Origin of the sequence: Marinomonas maritima (assembly GCF_024435075.2) — a bacterium.
GTDB lineage: Bacteria > Pseudomonadota > Gammaproteobacteria > Pseudomonadales > Marinomonadaceae > Marinomonas > Marinomonas maritima.
On sequence record NZ_JAMZEG020000003.1, the window covers coordinates 266,850 to 285,747 of the forward strand.

The 18,898-nt window shown below is 45.8% G+C and carries 26 protein-coding genes and 1 tRNA gene; 2 read left to right on the forward strand and 25 right to left on the reverse strand.

All coding sequences use genetic code 11. The features are described from left to right. Positions 1 to 14: 14 nt before the first annotated feature. Positions 15 to 494, forward strand: a complete 480-nt coding sequence (locus M3I01_RS13315) for a flagella synthesis protein FlgN (protein ID WP_255896371.1) — start codon at positions 15 to 17, stop codon at positions 492 to 494. An 84-nt stretch (positions 495 to 578) separates the two neighbouring features. Further along, positions 579 to 654: transfer RNA gene (locus M3I01_RS13320), tRNA-Arg, on the forward strand. Between the two features lie 62 nt (positions 655 to 716). Here M3I01_RS13320 and M3I01_RS13325 read toward each other — a convergent pair. The 25 genes from M3I01_RS13325 to gpM all read right to left on the reverse strand — a co-directional run bounded on the left by M3I01_RS13325 (position 717) and on the right by gpM (position 18,837). Further along, entirely contained in the window at positions 717 to 1,124 is a 408-nt protein-coding gene (locus M3I01_RS13325; protein WP_112136932.1) for an OsmC family protein, read from the reverse strand. Positions 1,125 to 1,136: 12 nt separating this feature from the next. After that, complete coding sequence (gene trpC / locus M3I01_RS13330; RefSeq protein ID WP_255896373.1) at positions 1,137 to 1,952, reverse strand: indole-3-glycerol phosphate synthase TrpC; 816 nt, start codon at positions 1,950 to 1,952, stop codon at positions 1,137 to 1,139. A gap of 20 nt (positions 1,953 to 1,972) precedes the next feature. After that, positions 1,973 to 3,013: an anthranilate phosphoribosyltransferase gene (gene trpD, locus M3I01_RS13335; protein WP_255896374.1), complete on the reverse strand. Its 1,041-nt coding sequence runs from the start codon at positions 3,011 to 3,013 to the stop codon at positions 1,973 to 1,975. Positions 3,014 to 3,036: 23 nt separating this feature from the next. Further along, positions 3,037 to 3,615 carry an anthranilate synthase component II gene (locus M3I01_RS13340; RefSeq protein ID WP_255896375.1) on the reverse strand — a complete coding sequence of 193 codons (579 nt, stop codon included), beginning with the start codon at positions 3,613 to 3,615 and terminating at the stop codon, positions 3,037 to 3,039. A 493-nt stretch (positions 3,616 to 4,108) separates the two neighbouring features. Further along, positions 4,109 to 4,942 (reverse strand): hypothetical protein, encoded by an 834-nt coding sequence (locus M3I01_RS13345; RefSeq protein WP_255896376.1) that lies wholly within the window; start codon positions 4,940 to 4,942, stop codon positions 4,109 to 4,111. Next, positions 4,927 to 5,616: a hypothetical protein gene (locus tag M3I01_RS13350; RefSeq protein WP_255896377.1), complete on the reverse strand. Its 690-nt coding sequence runs from the start codon at positions 5,614 to 5,616 to the stop codon at positions 4,927 to 4,929. Before M3I01_RS13350 ends, M3I01_RS13345 begins: the two co-directional genes overlap by 16 nt. Then, positions 5,606 to 6,166 carry a baseplate complex protein gene (locus M3I01_RS13355; RefSeq protein WP_255896378.1) on the reverse strand — a complete coding sequence of 187 codons (561 nt, stop codon included), beginning with the start codon at positions 6,164 to 6,166 and terminating at the stop codon, positions 5,606 to 5,608. Before M3I01_RS13355 ends, M3I01_RS13350 begins: the two co-directional genes overlap by 11 nt. Next, positions 6,163 to 6,558 (reverse strand): hypothetical protein, encoded by a 396-nt coding sequence (locus tag M3I01_RS13360; protein WP_255896379.1) that lies wholly within the window; start codon positions 6,556 to 6,558, stop codon positions 6,163 to 6,165. The genes M3I01_RS13355 and M3I01_RS13360 overlap by 4 nt, the downstream gene beginning before the upstream one ends. After that, the gene (locus M3I01_RS13365; RefSeq protein WP_255896380.1) at positions 6,555 to 7,208 is read right to left on the reverse strand and encodes a DUF4376 domain-containing protein; all 654 of its coding nucleotides are present in this window, start codon (positions 7,206 to 7,208) and stop codon (positions 6,555 to 6,557) included. Before M3I01_RS13365 ends, M3I01_RS13360 begins: the two co-directional genes overlap by 4 nt. Positions 7,209 to 7,217: 9 nt before the next feature. After that, positions 7,218 to 8,741, reverse strand: coding sequence for a phage tail-collar fiber domain-containing protein (locus M3I01_RS13370; protein WP_255896381.1), 1,524 nt, complete (start codon positions 8,739 to 8,741; stop codon positions 7,218 to 7,220). Beyond that, the gene (locus M3I01_RS13375) at positions 8,732 to 9,370 is read right to left on the reverse strand and encodes a hypothetical protein (RefSeq protein WP_255896382.1); all 639 of its coding nucleotides are present in this window, start codon (positions 9,368 to 9,370) and stop codon (positions 8,732 to 8,734) included. The genes M3I01_RS13370 and M3I01_RS13375 overlap by 10 nt, the downstream gene beginning before the upstream one ends. Continuing rightward, positions 9,371 to 10,528 carry a baseplate J/gp47 family protein gene (locus M3I01_RS13380; protein WP_275565125.1) on the reverse strand — a complete coding sequence of 386 codons (1,158 nt, stop codon included), beginning with the start codon at positions 10,526 to 10,528 and terminating at the stop codon, positions 9,371 to 9,373. Beyond that, complete coding sequence (locus M3I01_RS13385; protein ID WP_255896384.1) at positions 10,521 to 10,844, reverse strand: DUF2590 family protein; 324 nt, start codon at positions 10,842 to 10,844, stop codon at positions 10,521 to 10,523. The genes M3I01_RS13380 and M3I01_RS13385 overlap by 8 nt, the downstream gene beginning before the upstream one ends. Before the next feature lie 2 nt (positions 10,845 to 10,846). Next, a complete protein-coding gene (locus M3I01_RS13390) occupies positions 10,847 to 12,961 on the reverse strand; it encodes a phage tail tape measure protein (RefSeq protein ID WP_275565126.1) in 2,115 nt (704 codons plus the stop codon). An 18-nt stretch (positions 12,962 to 12,979) separates the two neighbouring features. Beyond that, positions 12,980 to 13,108: a DUF6890 family protein gene (locus tag M3I01_RS13395; protein ID WP_255896386.1), complete on the reverse strand. Its 129-nt coding sequence runs from the start codon at positions 13,106 to 13,108 to the stop codon at positions 12,980 to 12,982. Positions 13,109 to 13,116: 8 nt separating this feature from the next. Continuing rightward, positions 13,117 to 13,443 carry a putative phage tail assembly chaperone gene (locus M3I01_RS13400; protein WP_275565127.1) on the reverse strand — a complete coding sequence of 109 codons (327 nt, stop codon included), beginning with the start codon at positions 13,441 to 13,443 and terminating at the stop codon, positions 13,117 to 13,119. Between the two features lie 10 nt (positions 13,444 to 13,453). Then, complete coding sequence (locus tag M3I01_RS13405) at positions 13,454 to 13,696, reverse strand: hypothetical protein (RefSeq protein ID WP_255896388.1); 243 nt, start codon at positions 13,694 to 13,696, stop codon at positions 13,454 to 13,456. Between the two features lie 9 nt (positions 13,697 to 13,705). Then, positions 13,706 to 13,921, reverse strand: a complete 216-nt coding sequence (locus M3I01_RS13410; RefSeq protein ID WP_255896389.1) for a hypothetical protein — start codon at positions 13,919 to 13,921, stop codon at positions 13,706 to 13,708. Beyond that, positions 13,918 to 14,451: a glycoside hydrolase family 108 protein gene (locus tag M3I01_RS13415; protein ID WP_255896390.1), complete on the reverse strand. Its 534-nt coding sequence runs from the start codon at positions 14,449 to 14,451 to the stop codon at positions 13,918 to 13,920. Before M3I01_RS13415 ends, M3I01_RS13410 begins: the two co-directional genes overlap by 4 nt. Further along, the gene (locus M3I01_RS13420) at positions 14,451 to 14,903 is read right to left on the reverse strand and encodes a phage protein (protein ID WP_255896391.1); all 453 of its coding nucleotides are present in this window, start codon (positions 14,901 to 14,903) and stop codon (positions 14,451 to 14,453) included. Before M3I01_RS13420 ends, M3I01_RS13415 begins: the two co-directional genes overlap by 1 nt. 1 nt (position 14,904) lies before the next feature. Beyond that, entirely contained in the window at positions 14,905 to 16,017 is a 1,113-nt protein-coding gene (locus tag M3I01_RS13425) for a DUF2586 domain-containing protein (RefSeq protein WP_255896392.1), read from the reverse strand. A gap of 1 nt (position 16,018) precedes the next feature. Next, positions 16,019 to 16,723, reverse strand: coding sequence for a phage virion morphogenesis protein (locus M3I01_RS13430; protein ID WP_255896393.1), 705 nt, complete (start codon positions 16,721 to 16,723; stop codon positions 16,019 to 16,021). Beyond that, on the reverse strand, positions 16,716 to 17,174 hold the full coding sequence (locus tag M3I01_RS13435; protein ID WP_255896394.1) for a phage tail protein: 459 nt from the start codon (positions 17,172 to 17,174) through the stop codon (positions 16,716 to 16,718). The genes M3I01_RS13430 and M3I01_RS13435 overlap by 8 nt, the downstream gene beginning before the upstream one ends. Further along, positions 17,171 to 17,680, reverse strand: coding sequence for a head completion/stabilization protein (locus M3I01_RS13440; RefSeq protein ID WP_255896395.1), 510 nt, complete (start codon positions 17,678 to 17,680; stop codon positions 17,171 to 17,173). The genes M3I01_RS13435 and M3I01_RS13440 overlap by 4 nt, the downstream gene beginning before the upstream one ends. A 107-nt stretch (positions 17,681 to 17,787) precedes the next feature. Further along, positions 17,788 to 18,837 (reverse strand): phage terminase small subunit, encoded by a 1,050-nt coding sequence (gene gpM, locus M3I01_RS13445; protein WP_255896396.1) that lies wholly within the window; start codon positions 18,835 to 18,837, stop codon positions 17,788 to 17,790. Between the last annotated feature and the right edge of the window lie 61 nt (positions 18,838 to 18,898).

Consider the following 18,898-nt stretch of genomic DNA (forward strand, 5'->3'; position numbering starts at 1 on the left):
GAACGGTTTGCCCTATGATCCCTATTGCCCCTATATTCATAAGAAGCAAAGAGATATTAGAAAAACTCTCTTCGCTCCTTGATGAAGAACGACTAGCTTATGGGCAATTGGACAGCGAAACTATTATTACCCTATCCGAACAAAAACAAGCCCTCCTTGATGAAATGAATAAGCTCAATGAAAAAAGAGTGAATATTCTTATTAAATTTGACATTGTCGATCGGAAAAAACCCTCTGAAGAAGAATTTAAAAGCTGGCTTACCCTACAAGACAGTTCTATGGATAATGTTCGTCTATTAATGCAAGATTGTGAAACGCTACTGAAAAAATGCAAAACACAAAACAATACAAACGCTCGAGTTTTAAACACCTTACAAAAACGCAACAAACACCTCTTCGAGCTACTTCAAGGTCATAGCAGCAAAAATAAAGTTTATACAGCGAGGGGCTCAACACGTCCAATTAGTAGTAAGCACACTTTAGGACGGGCTTAAAAACCATAAGAATCAACACCATACAAGCTCGACTCACATTTGTAATCTAAACATAATTGATGTATAAATCACGCCTCAATATAAGTCCTCATAGGTAAACAGGATATACCGGCCGCCTCCTAAGCAGCTATTCCAGGTTCGAGTCCTGGTGGGGACACCAAATTACTTATAAAATAAAAAAAGAGCCTCAAGGCTCTTTTTAAAAATTCTTTTAAAAGCAGATTATTCTATATCAATTATTGCAAAGCTATGGACAATTTTCACACCACCTCTTTCCAACATTAATGACGCAGAGCAATATTCTTCCGCTGATAACTTAACCGCACGAGCAACAACGCTTTCTTTCAGTTTGCGCCCCGTCACCACAAAGTGAACTCGAATTTCAGTAAAAACAGCAGGTACGGAATCTGCTCTATCAGCCTCTATTTGGGCAACACAAGACACAACATCTTGACGAGACTTCTTTAAAATCCCAACCACATCATAAGATGTACAACCACCCAAGCCCGCAAGCAACAACTCCATCGGCCTTGCGCCAGCAATCTGATTACCGTCAATCTCTATCTTAAAACCAGACCCCGTCTCTGCGGTAAAATGAACATCTTCTTGCCAACTAACATTCGTTTTCATAATTCAACCTTACTAGAACTGAAAAAGTTCAGCCAATTTATCACCAGGATCATCCGCACGCATAAACGCCTCACCCACTAAAAATGCGTGAATCCCTTTTTGACGCATCAACGCCACATCATCACGAGTATGAATACCACTTTCAGTCACAATAAGACGATCAGCAGGCACACTCCCCATCAACTCAAACGTATGATCTAAACTTAATTCAAACGTATGAAGGTCGCGGTTATTGATCCCGAGCAGCTCAGTGTCTGTGTACTCTAATGCTAACTCAAGTTCCGGACGATTGTGCACTTCAACCAAAACATCCATACCAAGATCACGAGCCATCATATCGAGCTGACGTAATTTTTCGCCACTCAAACAAGCAGCGATCAGCAAAATACAATCAGCACCAATCGCTCTGGCTTCTAATACCTGATACTCGTCGACAATAAAGTCCTTGCGAATAACGGGTAATTTACAAGCGGAACGAGCTTCCACCAAAAAATCTTCATGACCTTGAAAGAAGTCTTTGTCGGTCAAAACAGACAAACAAGCCGCACCACCTATTTCATAAGATCTTGCAATATTTGCTGGAATGAATGGGTTGCGCAATACCCCCTTGCTCGGAGAAGCTTGCTTCACCTCTGCAATCACACCCGCTTTACCTATCGCAATCTGATGCCTCAACGCCTGAACAAAGCCACGCGGTGCATTGTGTACATTCGCCACGGACGCCGCGACGTCTAAGTTGCCATAAGGTGTATGAGCTTTACGCTCGCTAATTTCTTCGTACTTACGAGCCACAATTTTCTTTAAAATAGTCGGTGTTTCTATTTGCATTACACTACCGCTCCTATTAATTACAGTGAGTCAGGACTCATAAAACAACGCGTGAAACTGGCCAATTCAGACATTTTGACTTTGGCGGTACCACCACCAATCACATCTTCTGCGATATTTATCCCTTCCGCTAAAGTATCGGCAATACCAGACACATAGATTGCCGCACCCGCATTCAAAGCCACAATATCTCTCGCTGGATTCACTTTGCCTTTGCCTTCAAGCGCGGCTTTAATTAACGCCAAACTTTCGGCCGCATCAAAAGCTTGTATCGTGTCCGTAGACTGCAACGGAATACCAAAGTCTTCCGGCGAGATTTTATATTCTAAGATTTTGCCATTTTTCAATTCAGCCACATAGGTTGATGCCGCAATACTAATTTCATCTAACCCATCTTCTGAGTGAACAACCATGACGTGTTCACTGCCAAGCGCTTTCAGCACCTCCGCGATAGGACGTACCCACTTCTGATGAAAAACCCCCATCACCTGACGCTTTGCATTCGCAGGATTGGTTAATGGACCAAGTAAGTTAAAAATAGTACGCGTCGCCATTTCTTTACGAGGGCCAACGGCATACTTCATCGCCGAATGATGATTAGGCGCATACATAAAGCCTAAACCAATTTCTTCAATACACCGGCAAACTTGTACTGCATCAAGACCAAGATAAATGCCCGCTTGCTCCAATACATCGGCACTACCAGACTTTGAGGAAACAGAGCGACCACCGTGCTTTGCTACCTTACCGCCAGCAGACGCCACAACAAACGCAGACGCTGTCGACACATTAAACAAATTGCTACCGTCTCCGCCTGTTCCACAAGTATCCACCACATGCTCGAGATCCAATGCTACTTTACTAGACAACTCTCGCATCACTTGTGCCGCTGCAGTAATTTCCTCGACCGTCTCGCCTTTCATTCTTAGGCCAATTAAGAAGCCGCCTATTTGTGCCGGAGTGGTTTTTCCAGTCATGATGTCATTCATCACTATTCGCATTTCGTCGCTGTTCAAGTTTTGACGCTCAACAACGGCAGCAATCGCCTTTTGAATATCCACCAGCCTCTCCTATTATGTTAAAACTATCGTGTTAAGAAATTGGCCAATAAAGCATGGCCCGCCTCGGTAAGAATCGACTCAGGATGAAACTGCACCCCTTCAACCGCAAGGGTTTTATGCCGAACCCCCATAATTTCCTCGTTTTCACCCACTGAATTTTTACTCCAAGCGGTCACTTCAAGACAGTCAGGCAAAGAGTCCGCTGATATCACTAAAGAATGATAACGAGTCGCCGTTTGTGGGTTTGGCAACCCTAAAAATACCGAGGTATTTTCGTGATAAATTAACGAGGTTTTACCGTGCATGACATTTTTAGCACGAATCACCTCGCCACCAAAGACTTGACCAATACTTTGATGACCTAAGCAAATACCCAGTATGGGGATTTTTCCTGCAAACGCGGCAATCGCCGCCATAGAAACACCCGCTTCATTCGGTGTACATGGCCCTGGTGAAATAACCAAATGGGACGGCGCAAGACGCTCAATCTCTTCCACACTAATTTCGTCGTTACGAAAGACTCGGACATCTGCGCCTAATTCACGAAAATACTGCACAAGGTTATACGTAAAAGAGTCGTAATTATCGATCATTAACAGCATATCGAATCTAACTATATGATTTTATTAGGTTTGTTGTTAAACCTTTGTTTAAATTACCCCTATTATTACCCCTTTCTATAAATACTTTGAAAGAAACAACAGGAAAACCCAAAAAATTAAGTTTTGGCATTCTATCAAATCACTCTCTATTTCGCTCTTTTAAATACCCCTAGTTTTTTGCAGTGTTTTTAACAGCAAAAAACGTGCAGTTCGGAAAGTACGTGGCTTTCAGCGTTTTTAATGTCAATTCTAAGCCCTTTTAAGCTGCAATTTCTATCATGTGCTTGCAATTCCATTTTTTATATAAACGCTTTATATACGGGCTGTGGCGGCTTTTAATTGCGCGTTTAGAATTGCAGAAAGAAAAAAAAGCGTAAAGCGTGCGGGCGTGGGGAGGAGTGCTTTTTGGAGGTCGGGGAAGCGGCGCGCGGGCTGGCTGTGGGCATGAAAAAGGGCGCTGTATACGCCCTTTGGTTGTTGGTTGGTGTGTTAGTTATTTAAGCAATGGTTGCAGTGAACCCGCTAGTTCCGTGGCTTCCGTGTCTTTTGTGTTGTAGCTAGATATCTGCAATGGTGGCGATGTTGTCGCCGCGCCACCTGGATCACTCCATGTGTACGAATGGTTGTGCGCTCCTGCAATTTTTGCGAGGCTTGAAACGGTCATCATCAGGTCATGTAGTAGCTGATAAATGTTTGTACCTTCACTTCCCACCCAATGTTTGTTCGCTATGATTTCTCTTATCTGTCCGATGCGTTGCGTTAAGTCTTCTTCTATTTCTGTTGTGCTGTTCTTTGCTTTTACTGTTTCGGTTTCTTCTATTTCTGTTGTGCTGTTCTTCGCTTTTACTATTTCGGTTTCTTCTAGCTCTATCGTGCTATTACTGCCTTTTTGTGTCCAATCGTCTTGATCTGTGATCTCGATGTATGATTTCTCTGATTGCTGCCATCGCTGGTCTTTTTCGCCCATCGATGGCAATACTAAACCATAGGGCAATATGGAACGAATGAACGGGTGTGCCGGTGATCCGTATGCAAATGCCAATTCAACGACGGTATCAACCAACGGTTTAGACCACTGGCCGCGCTGATTAGCGGCACCCGCTGGCACTGGCACCAATACATCTTTGATCACTGGCACATCTTTATCTATCACACCGTATCTATCCAACAGCCGAACCGATACCGCATACACGGGGCTTTGCTCTGTTGCTGTTTGCTGTGCCAATTCCTCGCCATTGTCCACGACTTTAGCCCAAAGCGGTAAATGCCACCCCATGCCCAATTCGGGGTATTTGCGCTGCATTATCCGTTCTATCGTTTTTTCCATGATATCCCCATACTCACGCCCTTAATTGACACTTCATAGATACGCCGACCATTCAAAACATAATTTGGTCTTAGACCTGGCACCAACACCGTTGTCATTGATTCGCTTGATAACACACCGTCGAACAGGTTTTCGGGCATCGTGATTGGCTTATCGGGCCAGATCCCATCTTTCCAGCTACCCACGTAGATATTCCCGTCGCGGCGCTGCTGGCACACAAAATCAGGGATATTAAACACCCCCGCCGTTGCCCTGACAGCTTGTATTGCTGTCCCCATGTGCACAAAGTGCGGCACTGGCTTATCTGCATAACCGCCACTTTTTGGCAATGCAAACGATATGCTTGTTTTACTTGATATCTCGGCCAATACCTCGCGTAATGTGACGTTACGTTTCGATATTGGTAAACGACGATCTAGCGCCGCTATTTTTTCACGACAAAACAATGTCCATGTATCGGCCGTTGCTTTTGTCGCTCGTTCAACAAAACCAAAAAATAACTGCTGACGCTCGCCACCGTTCACCGCAACAGATACAAAAACGGAACCTTTAGGCTCCGTTTTTGATACTACTTTTAGCGATGCGGTGCCGGGCGCGTTAGCAAATAGCCGCATATCATGATCGACTAATTCGACGTCATCACCCAAAATACGGCAAAAAAATCTAAACAACATCGACGTCACCCTCCCCACTGCCCAGAAAACTATCAATCGGACTTAATACATTCTCTTCAAACCAACTTGCATTGTCTGCCTCTGCTGCCACTTGCTTATCAACACTTGCTGTATTTGTACTTGTGCCCGTTGCGGCTTTTTCTTCTGCCGCGAGGGTTTTCGATTCGCGCTTTTCGGGTATGGATTTATGCTCCAACAACACGAAACTAATCGCCCAGGCTTGCACCTCGCCCATTTCTTTTACACTAACACTTTCACTAAAACGGACTTGTCGAATACCCATCGCCGTTGCGGTTTGGTTATTTATTGTGTAAATCTGACGCCGCCCCTGCTCGTCTACGCCCTGCACTATGCTCATTAGGCTTTTAAGATAGCCAACGTCTGTAAATTTAATATTAAAATTCACGCGCAAACGCTTACTTTTAAAACCTTTTTCGGCCGTCAATGTTGACGACGTTTGCGCGGACAAATCCTCGTCCGGCAAAGGTTGCTCACCCGTTACTAAGAAATTGTACCCCTGAATTTCTTTACCATTTAGCGATAAAATCATGCGTGCCAATCCTGCGGGCCAAACCACCGCACCATGTTGATATACAGCTTACGCAACGGCCACCCCGACTTTTTCAGCGAATCATTAAATATGATAACGCTGTCGTCTTTTGACAATTTCAAATCATCACGAAACTGACACAGCACGTCATGGACCAAACTGTCGTAATACGTCCACGACTTGCCATGTCGTAAACAACCATTTGGCGTACCGACAACAAACAACCCAAAAACATGAATTTTTGGTGAACAACCATCCCATGCGTATCCAGATTTAATGGTCATCTTTGAATTGGCAATTTTCACCCATTCGCTTTGAAATTCGATGCCATTTAGCCGCTCATGCGAAAATTCAAACGATTGATCTAAGCAGTAAAGCCACGCTTTTTTCATTCCGCTGCTAGCTCCTGATATTTCGCACTAAACAGATCGTTAATGTCTAATTCGAGCATTTCGTCTGCGGTTTTTGTGTCGATCAACTCGGAAACGCCACGCTCAGCACCAAAGCAATACACACTGACATGGCGAAATACCGCGCGCGCGATAGGCTCTAGCTCGGCCAACGTCATAACAGACCAACCCTGATAACCTTTAAAATCCACTGACTCGCTAAATTCCGCGACCAGCCCCGCATGCGCATTGGCGATACGGTTTTGGTCTGCCAATTCGGTGCGAACATGCGTACCGTCTGGCAAATCAAACCCCGCCACCTCGGCGTTATAGCGTATTTCAGCCAATTTGTTTTTTGCTGACGCTCGCGCTTGATCATCATCCAGCAGACGATAAACACGATCACGCACGACAAAATTACTTTCGACACGCCACGCCGTAAAATCTAAAAAATACAACCATGGTTTAATCGGCGGCGCGTCTATTTCTTTGGCTTGCATAATCGCTAACGGGCCACAATCGGTAACACCGTCGCTAAACGCATCCGTTGGCAAACCACCATATCGCGTCACCACATCATTCATTTTTTCTAACGATGTAGCAGCAGGGCCGTAGATTATTTTATCTGTTGATTTTTCAATTATTGCTTTCATTTCTGCCCCTTAAACTGGAATGCGGCGCATCGGTATAATCCGACTACGACCATCCTTAACACCATGACTTAACGTGTCACTATCCGCGCTATAAAACCAAGATTCTGATCCCGAATATTCGGTCGAAGTACCCAAACGCCAGCTTCCATTTTTAATTGCAGCAATGGAAAGTTCGTTTAGCTCATCTTCTCCCAATTCATCAATATTCTGGAATAAAAGCTGAACCTCTACCCTGTTCGGCAAAAAATAACCATTTTCCCAGCAATATAAATATGATGAATCAACAGCTCCACTCGCTGGATACGGATATTCGTTTACATAGGCCTCCGTTCTCTCAAATCCATTGTAACTATCAGAAAATGCATTATCTGACCGACGCCCTAAACTGATCTCTTGATTTATGGGCACTGCATAAAACCTCACCAACACACGCATATCCAAAGGCGCAGCCAAATACCAATAGCTGTCATGTTGAAATACGACAACATCACCACCAATCAACACACCTGGCTTTATAAACTGACTAGCCGTCGTAAACGTAAAAAACCCCGTCCATTCGCTGTCACCTAGCACCACACCTTTTTTACGGCCTCGCCATTTGTAGCCGTAGCCGCCTTCGGTCAAGATACCTTCTGGTATTTTTAGAGCTACCAAATTTTCTGTATCGTCATAACGGCTGTAAACTAAATTATCATTTGCGTCGTACAGTTCCCAATCCGCTGATAATTGCGTGTCTACGTTTGCTGGGAATGTTTTAAATGGCGACATGGTCAGCGTGGGTTGCTCTACAATGTCGATTGCATTGTTAATGGGTGAGATCAGCGTGGGCGGTGCAACGATAGGATCACCAATGCGAATGGGTATAACGCGCGTTGATCCGTTGCGAATAATCGTCAGCAAGCATTCGCCCTCGGGCGTGCCTTCCGGTATTTCCAAAGTTAATTCTGCATTACTCAGTGTTGCCGTACCGACGCTAGATGACACGGAATAATTCGAGAAATCGTCCCAATCAGTAAACGTGTACGTGTAGGTATCACCGGCATATAGGAACGTCGGCCCCAATATTGACACTGTCACCTCTGCGATGGTCTCGGTAAAATCAAACTGCCAGCTTTCCGCTGGAATGTCCGCGCCTGTTAAGGCTTTCGCCGCAGTGAATGGGACAATGAAATTACGGTTTATCACTTGCCCCACGTTCGCGCGCTTTGCAACCATGGGAATGTGGGCAAACGCCAACTTCACACCTGTTTCTGTCACCAGCCCATACCAATTAAAATTATAATCACCGGCGGTTCCATCCAACACCATGGAATACACCACGGAATTTTCCCCATTGTGACTGAGTCGATATACTGGCGCGGTGGCAACGATGTATTCCTCTGGCAATACATAATCTTGATCCGCTGGCGTGCTTTCGTCGATATCTGGCACGTTAGCCAATACAAAGTGGTCGATATTTACCGCCGCCATTTGCGAAATACGCAAAGACAAATAAGCCGCGCCTTCCGTTGTGATTGTGCCGTTTACAGCCATGAAAAACCTCTGATATGGTCGCGGCTTATGTCCGCGCTGTTAAATGATATATGCACCGGCACCGACACCGACTCTTCAAATTTTGGAACAAATAAAGGCGCTTCGCTGGTCACTGTGTCTATTCCGCCCTCGGCGCCGCCGACCAACACACTGTCTATCATGTCGAGTAGTAAAAACTCATAGCGGCGGCATGTTCGGCCATACTGGCGAATGATAAACCGCCCCAATTCCCAGTCTTTTGTGAGCACGCCGTTTTCTAGTATTAGCGTGATCACGTCCCAATCTTTGTCCGGATCTCGCTCTATCGTTCCGCCGATCACCTCGCCAAATCTTTTGACAATTTGTTCCATTCCGACCAACTCGCCCGCGTCGCGAGTATTTGACACAGCGGTGGCAACACGCAATCGATACAAAGAATCTGGCTCGGTCACGAATCGGTCTACGTCTCGTTCATACGCATAAAGCCGTAATACAACGGGGTGACAGTTGATTGGATCTAGCTGTTCAAGCGGCAACCTCATCCAACTAGAAACGGATTGCCAATATTTACCCGCCGCGTCTTTTAGCTTGGTAATTTCGGCATCTTTCAGCCAGCTTGGTAAATCGCCCGTTTTGATGTTGTCGGCCATTTATACCCCCACGGTCACAGTGACGGTATTGAGCGATGGCACCCAACGTTGCGTGTAAATGTCGGCATTGTCGAATTCGATCAAATCCAAATCTGGGAAAATGCGGATCAGCTCGCCAGCTAACCGGGTAAACGAAAATCGGCTGTTCGGGTGCGTGAGCGTTAGCCCCGAATACGCCGCATTTTCTCGGAATGCCGCCCGTATTGCTTGGGTAATTTCCGCCTTCATGCGCTCGCGCTCTAGCTCTATCACTTCATTAGCGATAAATGCGGTGGCGGTGATATTCACGGATTGACGCGGCATTTCAAACACCATGACGTCATCGCCGTGGCCGTGGTGTCCATCTTCTCGAATGTGTTTGTTTACGCGAGTTAGTACGCTGGCTTGCGGTGACGCGAGCGGGAACAAAATATAGGCATTTGCTGTGCCTGGGCCCCGCGGCGCGTCATGCTGAAAATACACATTTTCGGGTGGCACGCCCGTTGCCTCACTGATTATTGAGCGATAAACGCCATCAGTGTGGTAATGAGACAAACGATTAAAACGTAAGCGCACACGCTCGCGTAATTCGTCGTCTGTTTCGTCGCTGACGCCAATTTGCGTGATCCAGTTTTCACCGTGATCAACCGCCATGCCCGCTTCATCAATTTGGCTAAAATAACCGGCGGCGAGATTGGTGTCTGAGCTGTTCACAACGGACGACACCTGCGCGGCTTTGTACGCTGTGCCTGCTTCAAACACCAAATCTTCCACAAGAAAAACGCTGTAAACAATATTATTTATGGGCAATGTTGTGATTGCTGTCCCTGCCACAATAGTTCGCGTTTGCGTGGTGTCGTAGCGGTGAAACTCCAACATACCAAGCGTTGGCTGGCCTATTTTTCTTTCCACGTCGTAATTTGCTGACCAATCATCTAAATACGCGTCTTTTGCCGTTTTTAAATAAAACTGTGGCGCTATGTTGCTAATGAGTGTTTTTAATAACCACATCGCCGGGGTGACGACGATAGCCGATACAACCCGCCAAAATGGCGAGTATCGGGAATCGTTAGAAACGGTCGAACCTTCATCGATCACGATTTGCTTAAACCGCTCTTTCATCCCGTCTTCTGTTGTCGGAATGCCTTGATCTGTAAAAAACCGCTCAAAATCAGCCATTTAACACAGCCTCTAAATACACCATTTCGTCATCGATTGTTTTGGCAGTACACATCACAACACCGTTTCTAAACACGACGCTGGCAGACCCTGCCAAAATACGCTCGTCATCTTCGACCGCGTTTTCTATGTTGGTTTCTGTCATTGAAATTTTTGCTTTGTCGCGCTCTGCGATCAGCGATGTTAAAAAACCACGTTCGATCAGCATGTGTTTAATGTCCTGTGCAACACATTCAGTACCAACGACATAATGCGGTTCACCGCGATCATTCAGCGATAAATCTTCTTCAAATATTAATAAATCAATACTGTTCATATTTAGCCCGCCGCCATTTCTAATTCGTGCATAAGTTGTTCACCGCTCACACCTGTGCCATGGTTGTGAACCTCTATTTTCTCGACGCTCGCGCTACGACTATTACCGCCAAACATGTTGCTGATGGTCTGGAATAATCCGCCCGATTCGCCACTTTTTTGCGACGATTCCGCACCGGGCAACACCACGGATTTATTAACCGTTTCGGCTTGGCTTTCGACTTTGCTGATCACTTCTTGCGTGCTGCTCGCGTCGATACCCGGCAACCAAGACATCTTGTTTTTCAGCCAATCGACCTTCTCACCCAAGAAGGCAAACGGATCTAATGCAGATAACCAGCCTTTAAAATCCGTCCACCATTTTTTGATAGATTCGAATGCTTCAATACCCAAATTCCATGCTGGCATTAGCGTTACACCCGCCAGCCATACATTAAAATCACCCCACCACTGGGGGATTTTTTCGAATGATTTGATTGCCACATCGATAGCTTTAATACCTAAATACAGCGGTAAAAAAGCCAGTTGCAAAAACTTGTTGTTTTCGAATAGGCTTTTTAGCCAATTCCAACCCTTGCTTAATGCTTCTGTTACTTCGTCCCAGTAGTAAATTAAGCCAACGATGGCCGCACCAATGGCGACGATCCCTACCACAATCCACGTTAATGGATTAGCAAGCAACGCGGCGGTAAATGCCCAAATTGCGGGCAAGCTGGTTAAAATACTGGCTTTCATGGCAGTAAAGAATGCAGTAACGGCAGGGCCATATAATACGAAGGCAAGTAATGCTGTTTTTAATAACCAAATCACGGCTGTGTAAGCCATTACAGCCAATCGAGCCGCCCAAATAATGGGGCGCACGACGACAAAACGCATGGTAAAACCGACCATTGCGAACCGCGCCATGCCGATGGCTATATTCATCGCGCCCGCTATGGCAACAAAAGCGATAAAGGCCGTGATTGCCAAACCCACCATTTTCGTTAGATGCGGGTATTTATCCGCCCAATCGACAATGATCGATGCGGCATTTGTCATCATGTTTATGTAAGGCTCAATGGCGGGTAGGGCTTTTTGCCAAATAGCAACAGATATGGCCGTTACCGCTTTAGACAAACGAGCAAAATTGTTTTGCATTTGCTTTGCCATCCACGTGGCTTTGTCCATGCCTGTTACGTCGCCCAGCTTTTTTATACTTTCTCCCAACCCATCAATATCAGTAGACATAGCCCTATAAAAATCCGCCGCCAAGTCGGAACCAAAAGCATCAGTAATAAATTTACCTGTTGCCAAACCACCCATGCCGTCCGTTTGTGCTTTTAACTTTTTCAATATTTCAACTGTTGGCAAAAGCTTCCCTGACTGATCCTCAAAACTCACACCCAACTTTTCCTGAGCGTTCGCAAGACCACTAATAAAAGCCCCATATGCAGTACCGGCCTCCGATCCACTCAAAGAAGATTGCAGTTTACCCAGCACCGCCATCTGCTCATTCATCCCCACGCCCAATTTGACATCCATTTGCCCTAAACCTGCGAAAGCTTCCGCCATTTTTGGCCCCGTGGTTTTGAACATTTGCACAGCTGTGGCCGTTTGACCCGCGAGCATCCTTACCCAATCCCCTTTTCCCATGTCGGTAGCTTCCTTTCTAAAAAAGCCAAACATAGTTCCAAAATAGGACGTGATATCAGTCACATTAGCCTTTGTCGCTTTCGCTAACGTACCCGCCGCGGTGGTAAATTCCGGCAAATCATTACCAGATAAACCATTAATAGCCGATTGAATATCGTAAGCCGAACGCACGTAATTGCTGGCAGATTCACCAAATTCTATGGAATATTTAAGACCGGCTTGATTAAGCCGTTTTAGCGTGTCGTCGGCCACTTCGAGTGACCGCACCTCGCCTAGTGCCATGTTCATGTCGTTGGCAGGGTTGATGGTCGCGGCAAACGTGGATGACGCAGCGATAAGCGCGGTCACGCCCGCCGCCGTGTTCATAAAGGCTTTTCTGGAATTATTCGTGACCTGTTGAATGGTGCGCTGAATACCGCGCATCGGGCCTGTTATTTTGTCCAACAGGCCGACGGTAAGCATTAATTTATCTAATGATGCAGACATTTATCCTTACCCTCTTTTTTATCCAGAAAAGGCCTTACTGATGCCGTTTGCAATAGCGCCGGTTTGTCTTTCTGACTCTCGCCACTCTAACCACAATGCACGCCCTAAACTTTCAGACGAGTTGTCTTCTTGCGGTAAGTAATGCATGCGCAATGTTACGAGTTGCTCGTAGCCGTTTCTTTCGATGAACTCACGGAACTCGTTGGCGTCTTTACCAGTTTTGGTAAATCACTGGTAAATTCCTCTGTGATCATCCCTACCGCTTCCAATACCAACGTTGCACGAGGGTTGTTTTGCCCGTCTGAAAATGTTTCTACAAACTTCGCGTGCTGCTCGTTATCTACCGCGTTTGATAGCATGTTATAAGCGGGCAATACGGCACCACCTTTGGTCATACCATCCACAAATTTGTTGTACATTTTGTCATCAACAGTGAAGCTAAATGCTACCGCGCCCGCTGTAATACAAACCACCTGTGCCATGTTCATTCCCCTATTTTCTTGATTCGTAAATTTGCTTAAACAGGTCTTCTATTTTTCTTTCTAGCCGACCCGCTAAATCATTGATTTCATTTTTATGAGCGTACTTTTCTGCCGCATCTAGTTTGTGCTGCATTAAGTCACGCTCGTTGCTCGCCGTGCGCTGAAACAGAAATATAAGAAAAGCCACAAGCCCACTCGTAATCGCTGACAACACAAACATTGCAACAGTCAAAGCCGCTTGTGACAGTTCCATAAGTCGCCCCTAAGCTTTCTTAGAAAACTCTTTCAAAATGGCTTTTGCAGCCGTTTCAATTTGTGCCGGATTGTTATTTAAACCACCCTCCAACAGCAATATAGCGTTGTCATCAACCATGGTTTTTGTAGACTTGGCCGCGAGTTTTGCTAACCAAACCCCAAAGGTTTTGGTTAGCAATGCGGTTCCTAAATTTCGCAACAAAGGTAATAAAAATGCACTCATGCAAACGCCCTCTTTTGCCAGCCGTTAATAAAAACCGCTTGGCTTGGTGTGTTTTCAACAATGGCTTTATAAACAGCCCATGCCTGATATTTAATGCAGACCAGAACCTGTTCCGCTTCTAGTCTGTTTAAAACAGCGATGCTTTTTGATCCTAAAATGCCGTCTTCAACCAATCCCGCGCCTAAATCATTCGCTGCACGCTGGGCAATTAAAGCCGCTGTTTTTCCGCGCATATTGACGAATAGATTCATCAATTTAACGGCGACGCTTTCGGCTTCCACTTCATTCAAACGGTAATGCAACCAAAAAAACTTTTCGTAAAACTTGGCCGCGTCTTCTTTTGAAAGCGCCTTTACATCGCCTTTATTCACATGACCGTCTCCATTAACATCACCGGCCAACGCTGGCAATGTAGATAAAAAACGCAACGAAATACCAAACGCCGTGGCGCCGCCGTTGTCGTTCTTATGGTCTACATAGCCACCCTCGTGTTTCAGGACATCGGCCAATGCTGTTTTAAAGTGATCCATTAATCACCCAATTCGCCTACGCGGTCTTGACCCAGATACGGCGTGCCGTCGATCTCTACGAAGCGTTTATCTGTCACAACAAATGGCAATGTATGTTCCAACTTGTTGCCAGACGCTTTGCCCGCTTCCAACACTTTAGACATAGTGATTTTGCAACCATAGGCCGCTATTTTTAGCGATTGATCTACCGTTTTGGCCGAACAAATAACATCGACTAGCGGCATGGACTGAAACGATCCCGCCGTTTTTGCAACGTCGATCATTAGCTTTAAGTTTTCCGTATCCACAGTGATTTCACCGCTTGCCGACGTTTCACCATTGACCCAGCCATGACTTATTCCACGGGTTTTAACGGCCGTTGAACCGTCTTCAATGTTGAGCGTGAACGTCTCTAAATTGACGAGCGTTGTGCCCATCATGACGTTTACATCTGATGCTGAAATATGATGCATGTTATGCCTCGTTCGCTAAATTTAAGCCCACATACGCCGCGATAGATTTTGGCGAGTTGTGCGGCGTGACCGTAAGTGCTATCTGCACATTTGTTTTCGATAGCCATTCGATACCAATGTCGCCGTCTTTTGGCGGCTTGCAATCACCTGGTATATAGATACCGTTCACCCGCATTGACCGACTCATTGTTGTCAACGGCGCAGCAAAATAGGCAACGTGTGAATCCATTGATGCAGCGGTGTTGTTTAGTTCGCGGTTGGCGATTTTTTTGATTGCTAAGATTCGCACTTGCCGCTTGGCTTTGTTCACCACGCGCACGTTTTCCAACACACCAAAATCACTGGCCTCTGGTGCGAGCGTCATGCAATCACTGCAATAGATACCGGCATAATCCACATACGTTTGTGGCACGGTGCCGCGCGCATCGTTCAATGCTTTGGCGTGTGAGTTGTTAAACTGAACACTGCCCATATCACTGGGTAATGTCGTGATACCGACAATGCCACCCGTCGCAACGCGCATTGGACTGTCTGCAATAGACACTAACTCATTGCACAAGCGCCCCATTAAACAACCTAACCAACCGCTGGTTATTTCCGGCACCAACACCACACCTGTTGCGTAAACAGTGTCTTGCAGCGTTTCAAATTCGGCAATAAAGTCCGACCATGTTTGTGTTGTGGCGTCCATTTTTTCGGTAGCACCCGCAAAAAAAATCATGCGGCCGTGTTCGTTTTCGGCATTCACGACGTTTGTATTCATGTCGTTTATGTCGTCTTTGGTTTTGATTGGGTCTGTTACTACCACCCCTTCACACACGACGTTTGCAGACATAGCCATATCGTATGCGTCTTGCCATTCGCCGATTGCTTGGCGTGGTACCGCAATACATGTCCAGTTTGCCGCCGCGTTCAAACGGGCATAATAAATGGCGGTTTTCATGCGGCTTGCGTTGTCGCCCAGTACTTCGTCCAAATCCGTACTTTGATCGATATAAAGGATTTTGCCCCAACCCTTGCCCGCTGCACCGACGTACAAAAGCTGACGTTCTGGTGTTTTAAACGATCCCGCCCCGCTGTCTTTTGTGCCAACGCTTACGTTTCCTAATGCCATGTTATTTACCTGCCTTTCTAAATTCTTTTGTTACCATTTGCGTGGCTAATTCTGTTAACCAAGCCCGTTCATTAGGGAAGAAGTGCCGCGCTGGAATCTTTGTTTCAATGTCCTTGCCGCCGCTTTCGCCTCTTTCCTCGCGTAACTTGGCGATAATAATCATGGCTTGAAACGCGGTTATGTATTGCATGATCCAAGCTTGAGATACTCGCCGTTTTTTCACCCCTGCTTTCCCTCGCTTGCCGCCGCCATCTTTGTTAGCAACCTTAAAACCCATGCTATTCATTAATCTTGCTTGCCAGCGTTGGGCCATCATGCCTTTCATTTCTTCTAGTTTTTGCCGAGATATTTTTCGAGGCTTAGACTTAAATTGCGCCCCTTCTTGGTGTATTTTTGCCAGCCCTGCCATTTCGCCTTTCCATGACACTTGCGCGCTTTCTGCCGACGTTTTTACAAAGAAGTTTTTGTCTCTACCAAAGCCGCTTAACATCTTGCCTTTTAACGTTCTTTTTCTTTTCCTGTCCTTAAACCTTTTACCCGTTACCGAGCTTTGGTTTTTAATGTTTTTTCGCGTTTGGGTTTTAATGCTTCTGGCAATATTCCCTGTAATACGCCGCTTCTTTTTGTCGCTTAACTGCAGCAACATGAGCGAGTACTCTATGTCTTTAACGCCGCTCCAATTCGCACTTACACCGCTGCTACTCATTACTACTCAATAGATCAAATGATTCGGCTATATCGTGTTCAGGATCTGCTAATTCCCATGTTCTGCCCGCGTATTCAATTTGACCCGCTTCGTTTTCTACTATGTAAACGTCTTCTTCAAACATGATTGTTATTTCAATGTTTGCCGTGTGTTTATCTAAAACTTCAGGACTGATGTTTAACTCTGCATCTTCCATGTCGCTGCGCTTGTCGTTATCCGCTAGCCAAGTAATCAGCCGCGTATGCAACAGTTCAATTGGGTCTTTGCTGTATACAAAACCCTCTACTGAGAACACCGCGCGGTATTTCATGGTGTAAAGCAATACGCTGTTACCGTCGTATTTGCCGCTTGTTGTTTGCTCTAAGTCTTCCGCCCATACATCCAGCTTTTCGATGCGATGGCAAAAGCTCAAACTTTCCAAATACGAGCGCAACGCGATCATTTTTTTCATATGATCGACGCCCTAAAACCATCAGCATATTCACGACGTCCGATACCTAGCGCGCCGCTATCCGCTGCCACCTTTAAGATGCGTTTGCTTAGCATGTCGATGCAGCTTTGCGCCTCGACTTTCCATTCCGTGACAATTATTTCGTTACGTTCGCCCTGTATTTCGGCCGCTGCTTTGCGGTTGATGGTTTCGAAATACTTGATCAATCCAGACCGCGCCCAGTGCATGACAGCGGCTTTGTAAACGTCCACCAATTCCGCTTCGAACGCCTCTAGTGTTTCCGCGACGATCACGCTTTGCAGGATTAACACGAAGTCAGTTAATTCTTCGTTTACATGGCGTATTGCACCCGTTAATTCGTAAACCAATGGCGCTTCGTTGTATTCACCTGGCAAGCGGTAATTATCGATAAACGCTTGTAGTTCAATATCAGGGAAGAACGGGCGCGGGTTGGTAATCACCGTGGCCGTTGTCGTGCTGGCGGTTGTTTTACCGTTTAAACTCACGTTTCTTACTCCTGATATTTGTTATGGAACACATCACAAGCGGCTTATGGTCATCGCCATAAAATGACTACGCCAAAGCCGTTGTGTGTGCCACCTGGGGGAGCCCGTTAAGATTCTTTTACTTTTTTAGCCAAACTTGCCTGTAACTTTTCCATTTTCTTTTTTACGCCTGCCGCGCTATTCAATGACATGGCTTTTTCAAAGGCACTTAATGCCGCCTCCTCTTCGCCTAGCACTTCCAAATGCTTGCCGTGCATGGCGTACATTTTCCCGTGCACAATATCGGGCAATTGCCATTTGTCTGATTCAATCGTTTGAATTAAGTTGTCCAAATACGGCCCCGCGCTTTTGTTCGCGTCTAACTTAGCGTTTGCCCAGTCGTACATTTGGTCACAGATAAACACTTCAATTTTCGATTTAAAACGCGTCGGCATGTTGTGAATTTTCTGTTTAGCAAGGTGCAATGCTAATGGCAACGCGCGGGCAATATCGCCCAAGTCAAACAACCAAATCATGACCCACACGGCCACGATGTTTGGGTATTTCGCGGCACTACTCACATACCCATTAACAAAGTCGATTAGTTTTACAATGGCTTCGGCTTTGTAGGCTTTGCGGTCTTCGATGTCTTCCACGTTTAGCATTTCGTCAATGCTGGCCGCTAAAATCGCTTTGTGCGTTTCAAGCTCTGGATTGCCGATAAATTCGGAATCGTCTTGCAGCTTTTCTTTAATTTTTTCAATGTCGTTTTCGACCCAATCAACACGGCTATCTAGTTCGCTAACTTCGTCTTTTACGCTGTCTAGGTCGTTGCTTAATTCGTCAACCGTTCCGGCCAACGCGTCGGTTTTTTCACCTTGGCTTTCTACATCGTTTTTTAGGTCATCAACCGAGCCTTCCACGCCGTCGACTTGGTTTTCCAAGCCGTCTAGCTTTTCGGACTGCTCGTCTTTTTTATCTTCCGGCGCATCCGTTTTTAGTGGTTCTTTTTGATCGACTACAGGTACAGCATCAGCTTTGGCTTTTTGCATGTTTTGACGCAATTTAGAGACAACCGGCTTATTGCCTTTGCTGTCTTTATTGGCTGGTTTCGTCGCTTCTTTTTTCGCATTTTGCTTCGCTAATCTGGCAAGGCGGCGCTGCTGTATTAGGTTCATGTTTGCTTTCCATTTGTATGGGTTTAATCAATGGCACTCGCGCTCGAGCGAATACCATTTG

What these genes read in the sequence shown, in the direction of transcription:
- M3I01_RS13315 (WP_255896371.1), top strand. Translation starts at nt 15, where the DNA reads ATGATCCCTATTGCCCCTATATTCATAAGAAGCAAAGAGATATTAGAA.
- M3I01_RS13325 (WP_112136932.1), bottom strand. Translation starts at nt 1,124, where the DNA reads ATGAAAACGAATGTTAGTTGGCAAGAAGATGTTCATTTTACCGCAGAG.
- trpC (WP_255896373.1), bottom strand. Translation starts at nt 1,952, where the DNA reads ATGCAAATAGAAACACCGACTATTTTAAAGAAAATTGTGGCTCGTAAG.
- M3I01_RS13340 (WP_255896375.1), bottom strand. Translation starts at nt 3,615, where the DNA reads ATGCTGTTAATGATCGATAATTACGACTCTTTTACGTATAACCTTGTG.
- M3I01_RS13345 (WP_255896376.1), bottom strand. Translation starts at nt 4,942, where the DNA reads ATGGAAAAAACGATAGAACGGATAATGCAGCGCAAATACCCCGAATTG.
- M3I01_RS13350 (WP_255896377.1), bottom strand. Translation starts at nt 5,616, where the DNA reads ATGTTGTTTAGATTTTTTTGCCGTATTTTGGGTGATGACGTCGAATTA.
- M3I01_RS13355 (WP_255896378.1), bottom strand. Translation starts at nt 6,166, where the DNA reads ATGATTTTATCGCTAAATGGTAAAGAAATTCAGGGGTACAATTTCTTA.
- M3I01_RS13360 (WP_255896379.1), bottom strand. Translation starts at nt 6,558, where the DNA reads ATGAAAAAAGCGTGGCTTTACTGCTTAGATCAATCGTTTGAATTTTCG.
- M3I01_RS13365 (WP_255896380.1), bottom strand. Translation starts at nt 7,208, where the DNA reads ATGAAAGCAATAATTGAAAAATCAACAGATAAAATAATCTACGGCCCT.
- M3I01_RS13370 (WP_255896381.1), bottom strand. Translation starts at nt 8,741, where the DNA reads ATGGCTGTAAACGGCACAATCACAACGGAAGGCGCGGCTTATTTGTCT.
- M3I01_RS13375 (WP_255896382.1), bottom strand. Translation starts at nt 9,370, where the DNA reads ATGGCCGACAACATCAAAACGGGCGATTTACCAAGCTGGCTGAAAGAT.
- M3I01_RS13380 (WP_275565125.1), bottom strand. Translation starts at nt 10,528, where the DNA reads ATGGCTGATTTTGAGCGGTTTTTTACAGATCAAGGCATTCCGACAACA.
- M3I01_RS13385 (WP_255896384.1), bottom strand. Translation starts at nt 10,844, where the DNA reads ATGAACAGTATTGATTTATTAATATTTGAAGAAGATTTATCGCTGAAT.
- M3I01_RS13390 (WP_275565126.1), bottom strand. Translation starts at nt 12,961, where the DNA reads ATGTCTGCATCATTAGATAAATTAATGCTTACCGTCGGCCTGTTGGAC.
- M3I01_RS13395 (WP_255896386.1), bottom strand. Translation starts at nt 13,108, where the DNA reads ATGCATTACTTACCGCAAGAAGACAACTCGTCTGAAAGTTTAGGGCGT.
- M3I01_RS13400 (WP_275565127.1), bottom strand. Translation starts at nt 13,443, where the DNA reads ATGGCACAGGTGGTTTGTATTACAGCGGGCGCGGTAGCATTTAGCTTC.
- M3I01_RS13405 (WP_255896388.1), bottom strand. Translation starts at nt 13,696, where the DNA reads ATGGAACTGTCACAAGCGGCTTTGACTGTTGCAATGTTTGTGTTGTCA.
- M3I01_RS13410 (WP_255896389.1), bottom strand. Translation starts at nt 13,921, where the DNA reads ATGAGTGCATTTTTATTACCTTTGTTGCGAAATTTAGGAACCGCATTG.
- M3I01_RS13415 (WP_255896390.1), bottom strand. Translation starts at nt 14,451, where the DNA reads ATGGATCACTTTAAAACAGCATTGGCCGATGTCCTGAAACACGAGGGT.
- M3I01_RS13420 (WP_255896391.1), bottom strand. Translation starts at nt 14,903, where the DNA reads ATGCATCATATTTCAGCATCAGATGTAAACGTCATGATGGGCACAACG.
- M3I01_RS13425 (WP_255896392.1), bottom strand. Translation starts at nt 16,017, where the DNA reads ATGGCATTAGGAAACGTAAGCGTTGGCACAAAAGACAGCGGGGCGGGA.
- M3I01_RS13430 (WP_255896393.1), bottom strand. Translation starts at nt 16,723, where the DNA reads ATGAGTAGCAGCGGTGTAAGTGCGAATTGGAGCGGCGTTAAAGACATA.
- M3I01_RS13435 (WP_255896394.1), bottom strand. Translation starts at nt 17,174, where the DNA reads ATGAAAAAAATGATCGCGTTGCGCTCGTATTTGGAAAGTTTGAGCTTT.
- gpM (WP_255896396.1), bottom strand. Translation starts at nt 18,837, where the DNA reads ATGAACCTAATACAGCAGCGCCGCCTTGCCAGATTAGCGAAGCAAAAT.